We start from the raw sequence: 18140 nt of genomic DNA, 5'->3' as shown, positions 1-18140 counted from the left end.
AGGGCATGATTGACACCGAGGTTCTGGACTACGGTCTGGGCGAGGCAGACGACGATGACTTCGACGAGACCGTCGAAGTCGACGACGCGCAACTTCCCGACAACCGCTACATGGACCGCGAGCTCAGCTGGCTCGCCTTCAACCAGCGTGTGCTCGAGCTGGCGGAAGACCCGTCGCTGCCGGTGCTCGAGCGGGCCAACTTCCTCGCGATCTTCGCCTCCAACCTCGACGAGTTCTTCATGGTGCGTGTCGCGGGACTGAAGCGCCGCATCGTCACGGGCCTCGCCGTTCCCACGAACGTCGGGCGCGCACCCCAGGACGTGCTCGCCGACATCTCCGAGGATGCGCACGCGCTGCAGCTGCGCCACGCCCGAGCGTGGGCCGATCTCGTGCAGCCGGCGCTGGCGGATGCCGGGATCGAGGTCGTCCGCTGGGACGAGCTCGGCGACGACGACCGGCAGAATCTGTACGACTACTTCCAGGCGCAGGTGTTCCCCGTGCTCATGCCGCTCGCGGTGGACCCTGCGCACCCGTTCCCGTACATCTCGGGCCTCTCCCTCAACCTCGCGATCCGCATCCGCAACGCCAAGACCGGCCGGCAGGAGTTCGCCCGCCTGAAGGTGCCGCCGATGCTGCCGCGGTTCGTCGAAGTCCCGCGGTCGAACGCATCCGGGGCATCCGGCCGCTCACGGTATCTGCCGCTCGAGCAGCTCATCGCCAACCACCTGGGCGACCTCTTCCCGGGCATGGAGATCCTCGAGCACCACACGTTCCGCCTCACCCGCAACGAGGATGTCGCGATCGAGGAGGACGAGACCGAGAACCTCATCCAGGCACTCGAAGCCGAGCTCCTGCGCCGCCGGTTCGGTCCGCCCATCCGTCTCGAGGTGACCGAGGAGATGGACGACGTGACCCTCGACCTCCTCATCAACGAGCTCGAGGTCACCGAGCAGGAGGTCTACCGCCTCCCCGGCCCGCTGGACCTGCGCGGGCTGTTCGACCTGTCCCGCATCGATCGGCCGGAGCTGCACTACCCCGCCCACGTCCCCGTGACGGCCGCCGCCTTCCAACCCGCCGAGCAGAACGGCCGCGCGGACTTCTTCAGCGCGATCCGCAAGAGCGACGTGCTCGTGCACCACCCGTACGAGTCGTTCACGACGAGCGTCGTCGCCTTCCTCGAGCAGGCCGCGCGTGATCCGCACGTGCTCGCCATCAAGCAGACGCTCTACCGCACGTCGGGCGACAGCCCCATCGTGCAGGCGCTCATCGACGCCGCCGAGCGCGGGAAGCAGGTACTCGCGCTCGTCGAGGTCAAAGCCCGCTTCGACGAAGCCGCCAACATCGTCTGGGCACGCAAGCTCGAGAAGGCCGGCGTGCACGTCGTCTACGGTCTCGTCGGCCTCAAGACCCATTGCAAGCTCCTCCACGTCATCCGTGAGGAAGACGGGATGCTGCGCAGCTACAGCCACATCGGCACCGGCAACTACAACCCGAAGACCAGTCGCCTGTACGAGGACTTCGGCCTGTTCACGGCCGACGAGCAGGTCGGTCGCGACCTCACGCGCCTGTTCAACGAGCTGAGCGGCTACGCGATCGAGAAGAAGTTCAAGCGCCTCCTGGTGGCGCCGCTGCACCTGCGCAAGGGCCTGCTCCGACTCATCGACAAGGAGTGCCGCAACGCGCTCGACGGGAAGCCGGCGCACATCCGCATCAAGGTCAACTCCATGGTCGACGAGCAGATCATCGACGCGCTCTACCGAGCGAGCGCAGCCGGTGTGCGCGTCGACGTCTGGGTGCGCGGCATCTGCTCGCTGAAGGTGGGCCTCGACGGCGTCGGCGACAACATCACCGTGCGCTCGATCCTCGGGCGCTACCTCGAGCACTCCCGCATCTTCGCGTTCGCGAACGACGGCGATCCCCAGGTCTACATCGGCAGCGCCGACATGATGCACCGGAACCTCGACCGCCGTGTCGAGGCGCTCGTGCGCGTCGTGGCGCCCGCCCATGTCAAGGAGCTCGTCGACCTCTTCGACGTCGCGATGAGCGACGAGACGAGTTCGTGGCATCTGGAGCCCGCGGGCGACTGGGTGCGCCACCACGTCTCCGAGACGGGCACGCCGCTCGTCGACCTGCAGGAGCGCACGATGACGCAGATCCAGCGCCGGCGGCGGGCGCGGGCGGTGCGATGACCGAGACCGCCGTCTTCGCCGCGGGCGGGGTCGTCTGGCGCGTCGTCGAGGGGAAGCTCCGCATCCTCGTGATCCACCGCACCGCGTACGCCGACGTCACGCTCCCCAAGGGCAAGGTCGACCCGGGCGAGACGCTCGCCGAGACGGCGGTGCGGGAGATCTTCGAGGAGACCGGGATCGCGGTGCACCTCGGCATCCCCGTCGGCGTCTCGCGCTACCGCATGGCCAAAGGCCGCCAGAAGATCGTGCACTACTGGGCCGCGGAGGCGACCGAGAAGGCGATCCGCGCGTCGGCGTTCGTCCCCAACAAGGAGATCGCCGCGATCGAATGGGTCTCGCCCCGCAAGGCGCGCAGCTACCTCTCCTACCCCGTCGACGTCGAGATCCTCGACCAGTTCTTGCGGTACGTCGACGACGGCATCCTCTCGACATTCCCGATCATCGTGCTCCGCCACGCCAAGGCATTGCCGCGCGAGGAGTGGGACGGCGCGGATGCCGCCCGCCCGCTGACGGGGCGCGGCACGCGCCAGGCCCACGCGCTCGTGGGCCCGCTGCGCGCGTTCGGCGTGCGACGGGTCATCTCGAGCGATGCCGTGCGCTGCGTCGCGACCGTGACGCCGCTCGCGGCGGCGCTCGGGCGCACGATCGAGCGGACGCCGCTCATCAGCCAGGATGCCTGGGAGGACGGCACGTCGGATCTGCGCGCCGTCATCGGCAAGCGCGTGCGCTCACGCAAGAGCGCCGTCCTGTGCAGTCACGGGCCCGTGCTGCCCGGCATCCTCGCGGAGCTCGCCCTCGCCACCGGGACATTGCGCGGCTCGTACCTGGGCAGCGCATCGGCGCTCGAACCCGGGTCGTTCTCCGTCGTGCACCTCTCCCGCGAGCACCCCGGATCGGGCATCGTCTGCATCGAGACCCACGAACCCAAGCCCTGACGTGGACGGCCTCCGGGTTGCGTGGGCGCCCGCACCCGCCGCTCGCACGGAACGCCGGGACGTCGCCTGGTCGCTTGTGCGTGACCTCCTCGCGGCGGCGGGACATCCGAAGGCCGCGCTCTCCGCTCGATGCCCGTACTGCGGCGGGCCGCACGGACCCGTGCAGGTCACCGGCGCGCCATGGCTCGCGTCGGTCAGTTACGCGGGAACGATCGCGGTCGTCGCCGTGCACCCGCGTGTCCACCGCGCCGGCTTCGTGCCGACGGGCCTCGGAATCGACGCGGAACCTCTCGAAGACGCAGTGCGCAACGCCGCGGGGGGCGCCCCGGGCGGCCTCTTGCGCTGGGTGCGTACCGAGGCGGCGCTGAAGGCGGACGGACGTGGACTGCGGATCGACCCGGCCCACGTGGAGATCGCCGAGACCATCGACGGCTGGCGTGCCCGCGTCCCGGGTCGGGACTGCCCCGTCACCGGAGTGGAGCCCGCCCCTTCCGCGGAGCGCGCTCTCGCGCCGGGAGTCCTGCTCAGCGTCGCACTGGCGTGGACTCCGGAAGGGGAGGCAGGTCGAGACTGTCCAACCACGCCGTGAACACCGGCTCGACATCGACGGGGGTGCGCGCCGCCACGAAGGCTCGGAAATCCGCCGTCGTCGCGAGCAGATGCCGATGGAGCTCCGCCCACCCACGCAGGATCTCGGTGAAGACACTCTCACCGAGCGCGCACCTCAGCGCATACAGAGTCAGCGCTCCGCGCTTGTAGACACGGTCGTCGAACATGAGGTCCGGGCCCGGATCGGACAGGAGGAGGTCCTGCGGCAGGGCGCTCAGCCGCGCGTGGTGCTTCGCCGCCTTCTGCGCGATCGTGGCCCGGCCCGCGCGCTCTGACCACATCCACTCCGCGAAGCACGCAAAGCCCTCGTTGAGCCAGATGTCCCGCCAGTGGGCGATGCCGACGCTGTTGCCGAACCACTGATGCGCCAGCTCGTGCGCAATGAGGCGCTGCTCGGCGGCGACGAGATGATTGGCCCCGAAGACGGCCATCCCCTGCGCCTCGAGCGGGATCTCGAGCTCATCGGGCGTCACGACGAGCGTGCAATCCTCCTGCGGGTATGCGCCGAACGCTCCGTCGAACAGCGCGAGCATCGCGGGCACGTCGGCGAAAGCCCGGTCGGCGGCGGAGCGCAACGTGGGCGGCGACACCAGGCGCACACGATCGTCGCCCGTCAGGGTGCGGGATTCGTAGCGGCCGATGTGCGCCGCGGCGAGGTAGGTGGCGACTGGGACGGTCGACTCAGACTCGGCGGTCACACGGCCGGCGGCAGTACGCACGCCCCGCAGGCGCCCTGTGGCGACGGGGAGGTAATCGGCATCCGTCGTCAACGACACGCGCATGCGCGCACGGTTGTCCGGACGGTCGTTGCAGGGGAACCAGGTCGGAGCCCCCGTGGGCTGGGATGCCACCAGCGCCCCGTCCTCGAGCTCCTCCCAGCCGATCGCACCCCATCTCGACCGTCGCGGCGCCGGCGCGCCTGCGTAGACGATCTCGACCGAGAAGCGCTCGCCCGGCGCCATCCGGCGCGGCAGCGTGACGCGGAGCTTCCGCGGACCCTGGGAGAACGAGGTCCGTCGCTCGCCGTCCACCCGGACGCGCGTCGCGCGGAGGCGCACGAGATCGATGCTCACCGCAGAGACCGGCACCGCCGCGACGGCGTTGAGCACCGCGCGCCCTTCGAGCCGATTGGTCCGCACACGGTAGTCGAGCGTGAGGTCGTAGGACTCGACGTCGTACGACGGATCGCCGCTCTCGGGTGCGTAGGGGTCATGCCCGCTCACGATGTCGACTGGTAGGCGCGGACCTTCACTGCCCGCCACGGGCCGATGGGGTTTCCGCTCCAGCGCGATCCGACCGGCACGGACTCGCCGCGCATGACGAGTGAGGCCGGTCCCACGGTCGCGTGCGCGCCGATGGATGCCGCGGGCAGAATGACACTGTGCGGGCCGAGGGTGGCTCCCGCTTCGAGTTCGACGGTGTCCATGCTCATGATTCGATCATGGAACAGGTGCGTCTGCACAACGCAGCCGCGATTGACCGTCGCCCCGTCGCCGAGCGTCACGAGGTCGGGCTCGGGCAGCCAGTAGCTGTCGCACCAGACGCCGCGGCCGATCGTCGAGCCGAGCGAGCGCAGCCACACGGCGAGCGCCGGAGTGCCTGCCGCCGACCGCGCGAACCACGGCGCCGCGACCATCTCGGTGAAGGTGTCCGACACCTCCGTACGCCAGACGAAGCTCGACCACAGCGGCTGCTCGCCTGCACGGATCGGGCCGACGATCAGCCATTTCGCCGCCGTGGAGACCGCGGCGGCGAAGGCGCCCGCCGCCAGCAGGACGAGTCCCGAGACGAGGACGGCGATGCCGAGCCCCCACGCCTCGATCGCGGCCGCCAGGGTGAAGAGCACCGCGAGGCCGATCGCGCAGGTGACGACGACCGGGACGAAGCGGCAGAGCTCCCACAGCGTCCGCGCCACTCGAAGGCCCGCCGGCGGTTGGTAGGTGCGCGACTCGTCGCCCTCCGCGGACAGACGCCGCAGGCGCACGGCTGGCGAACCGAGCCAGGATGAGCCCGGCTTCGCTTTCGCCGGCGCCGAGGAGAGGACGGCGACGAGGCCGTCGCGCGGCACGCGGTGACCGGGGGCGGCCATACCCGAATTGCCGAGGAACGCGCGCTTGCCGATCTGCACGCGACCGAGGCGCATCCACCCGCCGCGCAGCTCGTAGGAGGCGACCATGGTGTCGTCGGCGAGGAACGCGCCGTCCTCGATGCGGGTCATGGAGGGCAGAAGGAGGACGGTGGATGCCTCGACGTCCCGGCCCACGCGCGCACCGAGCATCCGCAGCCACACGGGCGTGAACAGGCTCGAGTAGAGCGGGAACAGGATGGTGCGTGCGGAGTCGAGCAACCGCTCGATCGTCCATGCCTGCCAGCCGATGCGGCTGCGGACGGGATGGACGCCTTCGGCGAGTCCGATCGAGAGCAGCCGGACGGCCACGACCACCGTCACGGCGACGACGAGGCCTGCCACGACGACCGCGGGGACGAGCCACGTCAGCGCGCCGAGGAACGCGGCGCCCAGGGTCTCCGCCCCCGCGATGCCGCAGGCGACGACGACACCGGCGGCGGCGAAGGCGACGAGCGGCAGGAGGGCGAGTCCCAGCGCCGACGCCGCGTACGCCCACAGCCAACGGGTGGGAGCCGGCGCCCGCTCGGCGGGCCACGGATCGGCTCCCGAACCCGGTCGCTCACCCGCGCCGCCGACGCGCTCTGCGGGCGAGCCCGCCCACGTCTGATCTGCGCGGACGCGACCGAAGACTGCTGAGCCCGGCGCGATCTCCGCGCGCCGGCCGATTCGGGTGCCCGGTGCGAGGGTGCTCCGAGATCCGATCGTCGCGTCGGCGCCGATGCGGATGCCGCCGATGCGCACGACATCTCCGTCGATCCAGTACCCGGACAGGTCGACTTCGGGTTCGATCGCGGCGCCGTCCCCGATCTCGAGCATGCCGGTGATCGGCGGGAGCGCGTGCAGATCCACGCCCCGTCCGATACGGGCGCCGAGCGCACGCGCGTAGTAGCTGATCCACGGTGCGCCGGAGAGTCCCACGGCATCCACCTGATCGGCGATCTGCTCCGCGAGCCACAGACGGATGTGCACCCCACCGCCCCGCGGGTAGTCGCCGGGCCGCAGCCCCGCGAGGAGCGTCCGTGCCGCGAGAACCGCCACCGCCATCCGCCCGAACGGGGTGGCGAACAGGAGCAGGCCGATCACGAGAAGCGCCACCGGCGTCTCGGGCAGCACGTCGAAACCGGGGAAAAGTCGCAGGATCGCCGACGCGGCGAGGAGGTAGAGCATCCAGCGGAAGCCGCTGATGATGAACAGCGGCGCTCCGAGGAGGGTCTGGAGCCACTGCATGCGGCGTGGCGTCGGCTCGGGGCGATGGAAGGCGATGTCCTCGTCGCGCAGCGCGTGCCCGACCGCCTTCGCCATCGCGCTCAGGCGCGGGATGTCGTAGACGTCGGCGACCGAGAAGTCGGGGACGCGGGCGCGAATGCGCGAGACGAGCTGCGCGGCGGCGAGCGACCCGCCGCCCAGATCGAAGAAGTCCGCCTTGCGGTCGGTGACCGGCAGGCCCAGCACGGCCTGCCACTGCGCGGCCAGCCAGGCTTCTGCGGGCGACATGTCGGAGGCCGGGATCTCGACGTTCGGCAGCGGCCACGGCAACGCCGCCCGGTCGACCTTGCCCGACGTGCGCACGGGGAGCTCGTCCACGACCGCGAGCAGGGGAACGAGCGGCGCGGGCAGACGCTCGGCGAGCGCGGCGCGGGCGGCAAGACGATCGAAGTCGGATGCCGCGGCCAGGTAGCCGACGAGCACGGGCACGCCCGCCTCGGTCGTCCGTACTGCCGCCGCGGCACCGGTCACGCCGGGGAGATCCTGCAGAGCGTTCTCGACCTCGCCCAGCTCGATCCGGCGACCGCCGACCTTGACCTGATCGTCGGCGCGCCCCTGGAAGACGAGCCCCGCCGCCTCGAAGCGGACGAGATCGCCGGATCGGTAAGCGCGTTCCCATCCGAGCGACGGCATCGGGGCGTACTTCTCGGCATCCTTCTCGGAGTCGAGGTAGCGTGCGAGCCCGATGCCTCCGATGATGAGCTCGCCGATGCCACCTTCGGCCACGGGCCGACCCTCGCCGTCCACGACCGCCAGCGCCCAGCCGTCGAGCGGGAGACCGATGCGCACCGGTGAGGTGCCGTCCAGGAGCGCCGCGCACGCCACGACCGTCGCCTCCGTCGGACCGTAGGTGTTCCAGACCTCGCGTCCATCGTCGGCCAGCCGGGAGGCGAGCTCCGGAGGGCAGGCCTCCCCGCCGAAGATCAGCAGTCGGACGTTCTCGATCGCCGCGGTGGCCCACATCGCAGCCAGCGTCGGCACGGTGGAGACGACGGTGATCCCCTGGCGGAGCAGCCACGGGCCGAGGTCCTCACCCGACCGGACGAGGGACCGTGGTGCCGGCACGAGGCACGCACCGTGCCGCCACGCGAGCCACATCTCCTCGCAGGAGGCATCGAAGGCCACCGACAGCCCCGCCAGGACCCGATCGTCGGGGCCGAGCGGCGCCCCTTGCAGGAAGAGCCGCGCCTCGGCATCGACGAACGCCGCGGCCGAGCGATGCGAGACCGCCACCCCTTTGGGCACACCGGTCGACCCCGAGGTGAAGATGACCCAGGCGTCATCGGCGGGATCGGGCGGTGGGACGGTGACGACGGCGTGCGTCGACGGATGCGGCGCGTCGCCATCGAAGAGCTCCACCGAATCGGGCTCCTCGGCGATTCCGTCCGCAGCGGTGAACTCGCCCGTCCCGGTGATCACTCCGCGCACGCGCGCCTCGCCGAAGACGAGTCGTGCCCGTTCATCGGGGTCGTCGGCGTCGACGGGCACGTAAGCCGCACCGGCGGCGAGGATGCCCAGAATTCCGACGTAGAGCTCCTTCGAGCCGGACGGCATCCGCACTCCGACCCGGTCTCCGCGTCGCACGCCTGCGGCGTGGAGGCGCGCGGCCGTCGCGCCCACGCGGGCCGTCAGCTCGCGGTAGCTCAGCGCGCCGGAGCCGTCATCGATCGCCGAGGCCTCGGGATAGCGCGCTGTGCTCTCGCGAAGGACATCGACCAGTGTGCGTGCCGGAGCGGCCTGCGCGCGGCGGTCGAGAACCGCCTGAACATCCGACTCCACGTCAGCTGAGCAGGTCGATCAGGGCGGCCTTCGCCAGCCGGGAGTATCCGCTGCGCCCCTCGGAACGCGCCTTGGCGCGCAACTGCGCGACGGTCATCGCGGCGAGCGCTCCTTCCGCCTCTGCGTCCGGCTCCACGGGACGCGCTGCCAGCTGGACTGTGAGCGCGTCGCTCGCCAGCTCGGCCGCCCGCTCCGCGCGCGCCGCGTCCTTCTCCGCGCGCCGTGCCGCTTTCCGGGCGGCCTTGGCCTCCTCGGCACGCAGCGCAGCAGCGCGCTCCGCGGCCTCGGCCGCCTCTGCGGCGGCCCGCGCGTCCGCCCGGAGACGCTCCTTGTGCTCCACGGCGGCCACGACCTTCGCCACGGCACGCTCGAGGCGACGGGCCGCGCGTTCCGCCGTCCGCGCGACATCGCGCGGAGCGCGACGGATGCGCTTCTTCGTCACGTCCGCGGCGTCCCGCGCCTCGTCGATCGCGTCATCGAGTTTCCGCCCCTGCTTCTTGGGGAGAGACCGTCGCAGCTTCTTCGCCCGCGAGACGGCATCGGCCGCCTCGTCGATCGCCTCGAGAGCGGCGCGCTCGTCCTTCGTCGTCTTCGCCATGCGCGACAGAATAGTCAGCCGACGTGAACGTCCCGCGAACACCTGATCTGCGGCGTGCACCGTCGCGCCGACTGCCCCCGGCTCGTTCACCTCCCGTTCACCACCACAGCGCCGTCTCGTAAGAGTCGGCGTCTACCGTCCCCAACGTGCCCTGCACCGGGCAGCACCACCCTGACTACCTGAAGGACTCACAGTGAAGCTCACCCGCATCGCCCAGCTGGGCGCTGTCGCCGCCGTCGCGGCCCTCTCCCTCGCCGGATGTTCGTCGACTCCCGCGGCCACGCCGTCGGAGAGCGCGAGCCCCACCCCCAGCTCGGTCGCCTTCGAGATCGACCCCAGCCTCTCCGGCACCATCACCGCCGGCGGCTCGAGCGCCCAGTCCAACGCGCAGGCCGCGTGGACGAGCGCCTACAACGCCACCGCGAAGAACGTCACGATCAACTACGACAAGTCGCAGGGCTCGGGCGGAGGCGTCACGAACTTCCTCAGCGGCGCGTACGACTTCGCGGGCTCCGACGCGCCCCTGAACGCCGACCAGACCGCCCAGTCGAAGGCCATCTGCACCGAGGGTGGCGTCAACATCCCCGTCTACCTCGATGGCGTCGCGATCATCTTCAACATCCCCGGCGTCACCGAGCTGACCCTGAGCGGCGAGACGATCGCGAAGATCTTCGCGCTCCAGATCACCGACTGGTCCGACCCGGCGATCACGAAGGACAACGGGACGGCGCTGGCCGCCGGTCCCATCACCACCGTCGCGCGCTCGGACGGCTCGGGCACGACCCAGAACTTCACCAACTACCTCGCGGCGACGCAGTCCGCGGTCTGGACCTCCCCCGCGGGCAAGGACTGGCCGGTCGAGGGCAACGTGTCCAAGCAGAAGGGCGGATCGGGTGTCGTCGAGGCCGTCAAGGCCGGCACCGGCACGATCGGCTACGCCGACCACTCCGCCATCGGCACGCTGAACGCGGCATCGATCCTCACGGACGGCAAGGCCGTCGCCTACAGCGGCGACGCCGCCGCCGCTGCCTTCGAGTCGGCCGCGGTGGACGCCTCCAACGGCGTCCCGGGCGACCTGTCGAAGAAGTTCGACTACGCCAAGCTCTCCGCTGACGCCTACCCGATCCCGCTGGTGTCCTACGCCGTCGTCTGCACGACGTTCAAGGATGCCGCTCAGGCGGAGCTCGTGAAGTCGTACCTCGGCTTCGTCACGAGCTCGCTCGGTCAGTCGGTCGCCGAGAAGAACGCCGGCTCCGCGCCGCTGCCCGAGTCGGTTCTCACCGCCGCCGCGGAGACGCTGAACAGCATCAAGTAACACCTCGGTCCCGTTCCGGCCTGCGCACTCTCGTGCAGGCCGGAACGGGCTGAGCAGGGCCTTCGACCCCGCGTCGACGACTCTGCTGAGCCGGACCTCCGAACATCCGCCTCTGCGATCTTCCCGACCCGAGGAGAGAACACATGACCCCGTTCGATCTGGGGGCCCGTCGTGACTGACGTCACCGCTGCGCCCAGCCAGAAGCGCTCTTCCATCACAGGAGGGCGCCGCGCCGGCGACTCGGTCTTCCTCGGCCTGTCCACCACGGCTGCGGTCTCGATCATGGTCATCCTGGCCGGCGTCGCGATCTTCCTGATCCTCAAGGGCCTGCCGGCCATCACCGCGAACTGGGGCGAAGGCGACCTCGCCGGATACCAGAACAAGGACTGGGCGAACTTCTGGGACTACGTCGGACCGCTCCTGTGGGGAAGCGTCTGGGCCGCCCTCATCGCGATGGTCCTCGGCACGCCCGTCGCCATCGGCATCGCGCTGTTCATCTCGCACTACGCACCGCGCCGCATCGCGGGCTTCCTCGGGTACATCATCGACCTGCTCGCTGCGGTACCCTCCATCGTCTTCGGACTCTGGGGCATCATCGTGATGCGCCCGTTGCTCATTCCCTTCGCGCAGTTCCTCAACGACTACCTGGGCTGGATCCCGCTCTTCCGGGGCCCGGTGTCCAGCACCGGGTCGACCATGCTCGCCGGTGGCGTGGTGCTCGCGGTCATGATCCTCCCGATCGTCACCTCCATCACGCGCGAGATCTTCCTGCAGACACCGCGCCTGCACGAGGAGGCGGCCCTCGCGCTCGGCGCGACCCGCTGGGAGATGGTCCGGCTCGCCGTCATCCCCTATGCCCGCAGCGGCATGGTCTCCGCGACCCTGCTCGGCCTCGGCCGTGCGCTGGGCGAGACGATGGCGATCGCGCTGATCGTCTCACCCAGCCTGATCTACTCCGTGGCCCTGCTCACCGACGGCTACAACTCGCAGACCATCGCGGCGAACATCGCCCTGAACTTCCCCATCGCGACCGATCTGCAGCGCTCGGCGCTCATCGGCACCGGTCTGATGCTCTTCGTCGTCTCCCTCGCCGTCAACATGCTGGCGCGCTACATCATCGCCGCGACCGGTCCGGGCGCGAAGGGCCGCAAGAGAGGAAAGCGCTCGTGACCCAGATCACCACGCCGACGACCCCTCCGTCGACCGCACTGTCGCTGACGAGCGGCCGGCTGCCCCGGTTCGTCGAACCGGCCGCCCTCGTCGCCGCACTGGCGCTCGTCGCCGCACTCCAGTTCGTCCTGAGCGGCTTCAACCTCGCCACCTGGCTGATCTTCAGCGCCATCGTCTACCTCATCGGCATCGGCGTCTTCTCGACGATCGTCGAGGGTCGCCGCAAGGCCACCGACCGTGTCGTGCGCGGTCTGGTCACCGCCGCGTTCGTCCTCGCCGTCGCCCCGCTCATCTCGACGCTGTGGACGGTCGTCTCCAAGGGCGTGTCGGTGCTGTCCTGGAACTTCATCACACAGGTCGGCGGTACGACCTTCGACCCCAACACCCTCGAAGTCGTCTCGACGCCCGGAGCGCTGCAGGCCGTCGTCGGAACGCTCATCGTGACCGGGATCGCCGCCCTCATCTCCGTGCCGATCGGCATCCTCGCCGCTGTCTATCTCGTCGAGTACGCACAGCCGAACAACCCGCTGCGACGGTCGATCACGTTCCTCGTGGACGTGATGACCGGAATCCCCTCGATCGTCGCCGGTCTGTTCGCCTTCTCGCTCTTCGCCCTGATCGTCGGGCCGAAGGCGTTCAGCGGATTCTCCGCGGCGATCGCGCTCAGCGTGCTGATGATCCCCATCGTCATCCGCTCGACCGAGGAGATGCTCCGGCTCGTGCCGAGCGACCTGCGCGAGGCATCCTTCGCCCTCGGCGTGCCGCGCTCGGTCACGATCATCAAGGTCGTCCTTCGCACCGCGGCGAGCGGCATCATCACGGGCGTCGTCCTCGCCGTCGCCCGCGTCGTCGGCGAGACGGCGCCGATCTTCATCGCGGCGAGCTTCACCGACAACTTCAACGCCGACCCGTTCAACGGGCCCATGCAGACCCTCCCGGTCATGGCATACACGGCCTACAGCTTCCCCGGGAAGGACATCGACGCCTCCCAGGCCCAGGCGTGGGGCGCCGCGCTCCTCCTGGTCATCATCGTCGTCATCTTCAACCTGATCGCCCGGATCGTCGCGATGGTCTTCGCGCCGAAGGCGCGCTGAATAAGGAAAGGCAACCGTGTCCAAGCGCATCGAAGTCGAGGACCTCAACGTCTACTACAGCGAATTCCTCGCTGTCGAGGGCGTCTCCATGGACATCGCGCCGCGCGCCGTGACGGCGTTCATCGGCCCATCGGGCTGCGGCAAGTCGACGTTCCTCCGCACACTCAACCGCATGCACGAGGTCATCCCCGGCGCCCACGTCAAGGGCAAGGTCCTCGTCGACGGCGACGACCTGTACGGCCCGGGCGTCGACCCCGTGCTCGTGCGTCGCCACGTGGGCATGGTCTTCCAGCGGCCCAACCCGTTCCCCACGATGTCGATCCGGGAAAACGTCCTCGCGGGCGTGAAGCTCAACAACAAGCGCATCTCGAAGTCCGACGGCGATGCCCTCGTGGAGCGCTCGCTGCAGGGCGCCAACCTCTGGAACGAGGTCAAGGACCGGCTCGACAAGCCCGGCGCGGGGCTGTCGGGTGGTCAGCAGCAGCGCCTCTGCATCGCACGGGCGATCGCCGTCTCCCCCGATGTCCTCCTCATGGACGAGCCCTGCTCGGCGCTCGACCCGATCTCGACCTTCGCGATCGAGGAGCTCATCCAGGAGCTGAAGAGCGACTACACGATCGTCATCGTCACCCACAACATGCAGCAGGCGTCGCGAGTCTCGGACAAGACGGCGTTCTTCAACATCGCCGGCACGGGCAAGCCCGGCAAGCTCATCGAGTACGACGACACCAACACGATCTTCACGACGCCGTCGGTGCAGGCGACCGAGGACTACGTCTCCGGCCGCTTCGGCTGATCCGCACACTCTCCCCGCTCCTCCGTCGTCCTCACCCGCCGTCCCACTTCGGGCGAGGCCTGTCCCAGTTGTGGTCGGTTTCAGCGCGCTGAAACAGCCACAAGTGGGACATGGTGAAAGGGAGAGAGGCAGGGTGGGAGTGCGTCAGTCGCGCGGGCTCAACAGATAGGCGTTCAGGGATGCCGTGAACTCGGCATCCACCGGCAGCGCCGCCCCGTCGATCGCGGTGACGGGCGCGGCGAGGCGCACGCTCGAGACGAGCCAGGCGGCATCCGCGACGGGGAGCGTGTCGACAGGGATCGTCTCGTAGGCGACCGCGAACCCCCGCGCCTCGAGGTGCTCGAACAGGCTCAGCTGGGTCGTGCCGTGCAGGATGCCGGCGGTGGGCGCGGGAGTGACGAACGTATCGCCGCGCCGCAGGATGAGTGAGGCCGTCGGCGCCTCGAGCACGTAGCCGTCGGTCGTCGTGAAGATCGCATCGTCGGCGCCGCGGCGGCGCGCCTCGCGCAGCGCCGCCATGTTGACGGCGTACGACAGCGTCTTCGCCCCCAGCAGGAGCCACGGCGCCCGCGCCGGCACGTCCAGCGGGTAGCCGCGATCGAGCGTCACGACCGAGATGCCGTCGCGACGCGCGCGCGAGAAGTCGGATGCCTCGGCGGCCGTCACCCACGCAGTCGGAGCCGGTCCGTGCTCGACGCCGCGGCTGAGGATGAGCTTGATGACGGACTCCCCCGCGCCGCAGTGCGCCGCCGCGAGCTCGACGGCCGCACGCCACTGCGCCGCGTTCGGTGCGGGCAGCTCGCACAGCTGCGCGGAGTGCGCGAGACGTTCGAGGTGCGGGCCGACCTCCTGCGCGTGCCCGTCCACGACGCCGATCGACTCGAAGATGCCGTCGCCGCGCTGCGTGCTGAGCTCGCCGACGGTGAGCGCCGGGGCCGCGGGATCCACCGGCGTGAAGGTGTCGGCGAGATCGGCGCGGGACGTGTCCGCGGCGATGGGATCGATCATGAGTGCGAAGCGCCAGGCCATGGTGTGAGCCTAAGCGAGCGCAGTCGCGGGAATGATCCACCGCGGCGGCGTTGTTAGACTCCTATAGCCGGGCCGCAGTAACCCCGGGCTCCATCTTTCGCCGCTCTGAGCGGCCTCGCGCCGAGAGGCGTTCTGCGGCCCGGCACTTCTCTGCCCGCATGAGCGGCGCGATCGGCCCGGGCGCGGGGGCGCGGGGGCGCGCGGATGGGCGCGGACTCAGGTGAGGCTGTCGCGGCGCCACAGGCCCGCGCACGCGGTGAGCTCGGCGGCATAGGTGTCGAGACGCAGGGCACGCGTCGTGAAGCCGGCCGCACGGTCGGGTTCGGCGACGTCGTGGTCGTCCGCGAGGTCGAGCGAACCCGCCGCCTCGACACGGCAGAAGGATGCCGCCCGTTCGAGCGCGACCGCGAAGTCGCCCGTGAAGACGCCGCGCAGGATCTCATCGACGAGGGCCATGAGCTCCTCGGGACCGGCCGGGGTCGGCGCACCGGCGACGACGTCGTCCACGGTTCCAAGCGCCGATCGGCCGCGCTCGTAGAGCAGCGCCGCCGTGCGGGCATCACGACGCACCATGAGCTGCAGGAGGTAGAGCCGCCACAGCGCGCCCGGCAGCGACAGGGCCGGGGAATGCGACCAGAGTTCGGCGAGCGTGTCGATGCCGTGCGTGTCGGTGAAGCTCACGAGGCGGTCGACGACCTCGCCCTCCGGTTCATCGCGGACACGGGTGAGCAAGGCGGATGCCGTGGCGTGCGCTGCGCGCGACACCTCCGCGGGATCGGTGGACCCGAAGCGCCGATCGAAGGTGTCCGCGGGCCGGTGGACGGGCCGATGGTACTCACGTCGCGCGTCGTCTGTCACTCCACCAGGCTACCCGCGAGGCCGTGGGGCCGCGCTGGCCGCGCTCGCCGTCCGCGGGGAGCTCGCCGGGCGCGGTCAGGCGGTCGGCACCGTCAGCACCGGGGTCGTCGTCGGCGTGCCGTCCGGCGAACCGCCCGCCTGCTCCACGGTCACGGCGATGACGTCGCCCGGCTGCATCTGCCCGCTGAGCTGGGCCGTGCTCGTGCCGCCGTCAGCGGAGAAGGTACCCGCGGCGATCGCCGCGTCGCCGCGGACGTACCACAGCTCGAACGTCCGGTCCGAGGGGATCTCCGGGAGCCCGTCGGCGACGAGGACCACCTTGCCGAGGCTCACCGACCAGTGCGCCGTCGCCGTGCCTCCGTCGAACTCGGCCTGCGCGGACGCCGCGTCCGGGGCATCCTGGATCTCGTGCAGCGCCGTCACCGACGCGGGCGTCTGCCACACCTGCGAGACAGCCCCCACGCCCCAGCCGATGCCGACGAGCAGCACGAAGGAGGCCACGAGCGCGAACAGCCCCCGCGTCCAATTTCGGCGCTGCACGGTCTGTACGATCTCCGTCGACGGCGCCGTCGGCGGGGATGCCGGGGGCACCGTCTCGGGGATGTCGTCCGCGGCCTGGCCCTCGTCCGCGGCCTGCGGATCCGCTGCCGGGTCGGCCGCGAGGGGCGGGACGATCGCCGCGAGCAGGCGCGAGCGCACGTCGAGCGGTGGCGCAACCGGCGCGGCACCCTCGGCGAGCGTCGAGGCCGTCAGCTCGTCCTGCGCGGCGATCTCCTCCCACTCGGGATGGGCGATGCGTGCGGCGCGGAAGCGCTCAGCGTCCTCGGCGGACAGCGCGCTCAGGGCGTGACCGGCGGAGAGCTCGGCGAACTCGCCCACCGTCATCTCATCGCTCATCGGTCACCCCCATCTCGTGGCGCAGGCGTGACAGCCCGTCACGCATTCTCGTCTTGATCGTCCCCAGTGCCGTCCCGGTCATGGCCGAGATCTCGCTCTGACTGTAGCCCCCGAAGTAGGCGAGGGTCAGCGCTTCGCGCTGGGGTTCGGGCAGTGCGTCGAGCGCCCGCGCCACCCGCCGACTCTCGATCCGCAGCTCCACCTGCTCGTCGACGCCGGCCGGCTCGGAACGCAACTCTCGCAGCCCCGCCCGCTCGTCGCGGTCGGCGCTCGACTGCGCCGACCGCACCCGGTCAACCGCTCGTCGATGCGCGATCGTCATGATCCACGCCCTCCCCTGCCCCTTGTTCGGAGCGAAGTGCGCGGCGGATTGCCAGATCTCGAGAAAGACCTCCTGCAACACCTCTTCGGCGTGGGCGCGGTTGACCAGCACCCGCAGAACGAGCCCGAACACGCGAGACGACAACAGGTCGTACAGCTGCGCGAAGGCCCCCTGGTCCTGCGCCGCCACGCGTTCGAGGAGTTCGGCGGCGTGGTCGCGCGGACGGTCGGCGCCCTCGCCTGCCGTCACATCCATTCCGTCGATGACCATCCCACACAGCATGCCGCATTGCGCACCCCCTGTCGCACCCTTGCATCACTCGAGCGTGAGCGAGTAAGCCTCGACGCCCGGCTGTATCGCAAGTGGTTCGCGGCGAGGGCGGTTTCGGATTGACCGGAAAATCGGCCCATCCGATTGCGCACGGACTCCGAACCACCCTCGAGGCCGCACTCCCGCGACCTCCCGAACACCGGAGGCATCATGCTCAGCACCAAGAAGAAGATCACCGCAGCTCTCACCTTGACGATCGCGGGGGCATTCGCCCTGTCGGCGTGTTCCATGGGTTCATCCACGCCCGAGGCGACGACGCCCGCGGCGATGGAACAGTCGACGCCGTCGATGACGCCCGACGACATGATGAACGACACGGCCTCTGACCTCGTGGGGCCGGGATGCGCAGCCTACGCGCAGGCTGTGCCCTCGGGCGCCGGTTCGGTCGAGGGGATGTCGCAGGATCCGGTGGCGGTCGCGGCATCCAACAACCCCTTGCTGAAGACCCTCACGCAGGCCGTCAGCGGGCAGCTGAACCCCGACGTCAACCTGGTCGACACGCTCAACGGCAGCGAGTTCACGGTGTTCGCGCCGGTGGATGACGCCTTCGCGAAGATCGACCCGGCGACGATCGAGTCGCTCAAGACCGACAGCGCGACGCTCACGAAGATCCTGACGTACCACGTCGTCCCCGGCCAGATCGCGCCGGCCGACATCGCGGGCATGCACAAGACCGTCGAAGGCGGCGAGGTCAACGTCACGGGCTCGGGCGATGACTGGATGGTCAACGACGCCAAGGTCATCTGCGGCGGAGTCAAGACCGCCAACGCGACCGTCTACCTGATCGACACGGTGCTTATGCCCACCAACTGATCACGACTCCCC

At 70.2% G+C, this 18140-nt stretch carries 15 protein-coding genes; 8 read left to right on the top strand and 7 right to left on the bottom strand.

From position 1 onward, the window contains the following. Positions 1 to 5 precede the first annotated feature (5 nt). The 3 genes from J0I43_RS15850 (at position 6) to J0I43_RS15840 (ending at position 3713) form a co-directional block, all read left to right on the top strand. Entirely contained in the window at positions 6 to 2189 is a 2184-nt protein-coding gene (locus J0I43_RS15850) for an RNA degradosome polyphosphate kinase (protein WP_292866133.1), read from the top strand. Then, positions 2186 to 3124 (top strand): NUDIX domain-containing protein, encoded by a 939-nt coding sequence (locus J0I43_RS15845; RefSeq protein WP_292866130.1) that lies wholly within the window; start codon positions 2186 to 2188, stop codon positions 3122 to 3124. The genes J0I43_RS15850 and J0I43_RS15845 overlap by 4 nt, the downstream gene beginning before the upstream one ends. Before the next feature lie 76 nt (positions 3125 to 3200). Continuing rightward, positions 3201 to 3713, top strand: coding sequence for a chemotaxis protein CheY (locus J0I43_RS15840; protein WP_292866127.1), 513 nt, complete (start codon positions 3201 to 3203; stop codon positions 3711 to 3713). Here the strand turns inward: J0I43_RS15840 and J0I43_RS15835 are convergent. Genes J0I43_RS15835 through J0I43_RS15825 form a run of 3 tightly spaced genes read right to left on the bottom strand, consistent with a single transcriptional unit; the run spans position 3649 to position 9504 of the window. Further along, positions 3649 to 4956, bottom strand: a complete 1308-nt coding sequence (locus J0I43_RS15835) for a M1 family metallopeptidase (RefSeq protein WP_292866124.1) — start codon at positions 4954 to 4956, stop codon at positions 3649 to 3651. The two genes, J0I43_RS15840 and J0I43_RS15835, sit on opposite strands and share 65 nt — an antisense overlap. Continuing rightward, the gene (locus tag J0I43_RS15830; RefSeq protein WP_292866121.1) at positions 4953 to 8906 is read right to left on the bottom strand and encodes a Pls/PosA family non-ribosomal peptide synthetase; all 3954 of its coding nucleotides are present in this window, start codon (positions 8904 to 8906) and stop codon (positions 4953 to 4955) included. The genes J0I43_RS15835 and J0I43_RS15830 overlap by 4 nt, the downstream gene beginning before the upstream one ends. A gap of 1 nt (position 8907) precedes the next feature. Further along, positions 8908 to 9504 carry a hypothetical protein gene (locus tag J0I43_RS15825; RefSeq protein WP_292866118.1) on the bottom strand — a complete coding sequence of 199 codons (597 nt, stop codon included), beginning with the start codon at positions 9502 to 9504 and terminating at the stop codon, positions 8908 to 8910. Positions 9505 to 9697: 193 nt separating this feature from the next. Here J0I43_RS15825 and J0I43_RS15820 point away from each other — a divergent pair, with 193 nt between their 5' ends. The 4 genes from J0I43_RS15820 (at position 9698) to pstB (ending at position 13879) form a co-directional block, all read left to right on the top strand. Then, the gene (locus tag J0I43_RS15820; RefSeq protein WP_292866115.1) at positions 9698 to 10819 is read left to right on the top strand and encodes a phosphate ABC transporter substrate-binding protein PstS; all 1122 of its coding nucleotides are present in this window, start codon (positions 9698 to 9700) and stop codon (positions 10817 to 10819) included. A 171-nt stretch (positions 10820 to 10990) separates the two neighbouring features. Next, on the top strand, positions 10991 to 11989 hold the full coding sequence (pstC, locus tag J0I43_RS15815) for a phosphate ABC transporter permease subunit PstC (RefSeq protein WP_292866112.1): 999 nt from the start codon (positions 10991 to 10993) through the stop codon (positions 11987 to 11989). After that, the gene (gene pstA, locus J0I43_RS15810) at positions 11986 to 13083 is read left to right on the top strand and encodes a phosphate ABC transporter permease PstA (RefSeq protein WP_292866109.1); all 1098 of its coding nucleotides are present in this window, start codon (positions 11986 to 11988) and stop codon (positions 13081 to 13083) included. Before pstC ends, pstA begins: the two co-directional genes overlap by 4 nt. A 16-nt stretch (positions 13084 to 13099) precedes the next feature. Beyond that, positions 13100 to 13879, top strand: a complete 780-nt coding sequence (pstB, locus tag J0I43_RS15805; protein ID WP_292866106.1) for a phosphate ABC transporter ATP-binding protein PstB — start codon at positions 13100 to 13102, stop codon at positions 13877 to 13879. Between the two features lie 144 nt (positions 13880 to 14023). On the opposite strand, the gene J0I43_RS15800 is transcribed toward pstB, so the two are convergent. The 4 genes from J0I43_RS15800 to sigK all read right to left on the bottom strand — a co-directional run bounded on the left by J0I43_RS15800 (position 14024) and on the right by sigK (position 17267). After that, positions 14024 to 14908 (bottom strand): aminodeoxychorismate lyase, encoded by an 885-nt coding sequence (locus J0I43_RS15800; RefSeq protein WP_292866103.1) that lies wholly within the window; start codon positions 14906 to 14908, stop codon positions 14024 to 14026. Positions 14909 to 15124: 216 nt separating this feature from the next. Continuing rightward, a complete protein-coding gene (locus J0I43_RS15795; protein WP_292866100.1) occupies positions 15125 to 15766 on the bottom strand; it encodes a DNA-directed RNA polymerase subunit beta in 642 nt (213 codons plus the stop codon). Positions 15767 to 15841: 75 nt separating this feature from the next. Then, on the bottom strand, positions 15842 to 16663 hold the full coding sequence (locus J0I43_RS15790; protein WP_292866097.1) for an anti-sigma factor: 822 nt from the start codon (positions 16661 to 16663) through the stop codon (positions 15842 to 15844). Next, positions 16653 to 17267 (bottom strand): ECF RNA polymerase sigma factor SigK, encoded by a 615-nt coding sequence (gene sigK / locus J0I43_RS15785; RefSeq protein ID WP_292866094.1) that lies wholly within the window; start codon positions 17265 to 17267, stop codon positions 16653 to 16655. The genes J0I43_RS15790 and sigK overlap by 11 nt, the downstream gene beginning before the upstream one ends. Positions 17268 to 17465: 198 nt before the next feature. Between sigK and J0I43_RS15780 the strand changes: the two genes are divergently transcribed. Then, positions 17466 to 18128 carry a fasciclin domain-containing protein gene (locus tag J0I43_RS15780; RefSeq protein ID WP_292866091.1) on the top strand — a complete coding sequence of 221 codons (663 nt, stop codon included), beginning with the start codon at positions 17466 to 17468 and terminating at the stop codon, positions 18126 to 18128. The last annotated feature ends 12 nt before the right edge of the window (positions 18129 to 18140 follow it).

Origin of the sequence: Microbacterium sp. (assembly GCF_017305435.1) — a bacterium.
GTDB lineage: Bacteria > Actinomycetota > Actinomycetes > Actinomycetales > Microbacteriaceae > Microbacterium.
Note: the sequence above shows the minus strand (reverse complement) of the source record. Positions and strands in the feature narration are given on the sequence as shown.

Excerpts from the sequence above, each read along its gene's own strand:
- J0I43_RS15850 (WP_292866133.1), top strand. The coding sequence starts at position 6 with ATGATTGACACCGAGGTTCTGGACTACGGTCTGGGCGAGGCAGACGAC.
- J0I43_RS15845 (WP_292866130.1), top strand. The coding sequence starts at position 2,186 with ATGACCGAGACCGCCGTCTTCGCCGCGGGCGGGGTCGTCTGGCGCGTC.
- J0I43_RS15825 (WP_292866118.1), bottom strand. The coding sequence starts at position 9,504 with ATGGCGAAGACGACGAAGGACGAGCGCGCCGCTCTCGAGGCGATCGAC.
- J0I43_RS15800 (WP_292866103.1), bottom strand. The coding sequence starts at position 14,908 with ATGGCCTGGCGCTTCGCACTCATGATCGATCCCATCGCCGCGGACACG.
- J0I43_RS15790 (WP_292866097.1), bottom strand. The coding sequence starts at position 16,663 with ATGAGCGATGAGATGACGGTGGGCGAGTTCGCCGAGCTCTCCGCCGGT.
- sigK (WP_292866094.1), bottom strand. The coding sequence starts at position 17,267 with ATGCTGTGTGGGATGGTCATCGACGGAATGGATGTGACGGCAGGCGAG.
- J0I43_RS15780 (WP_292866091.1), top strand. The coding sequence starts at position 17,466 with ATGCTCAGCACCAAGAAGAAGATCACCGCAGCTCTCACCTTGACGATC.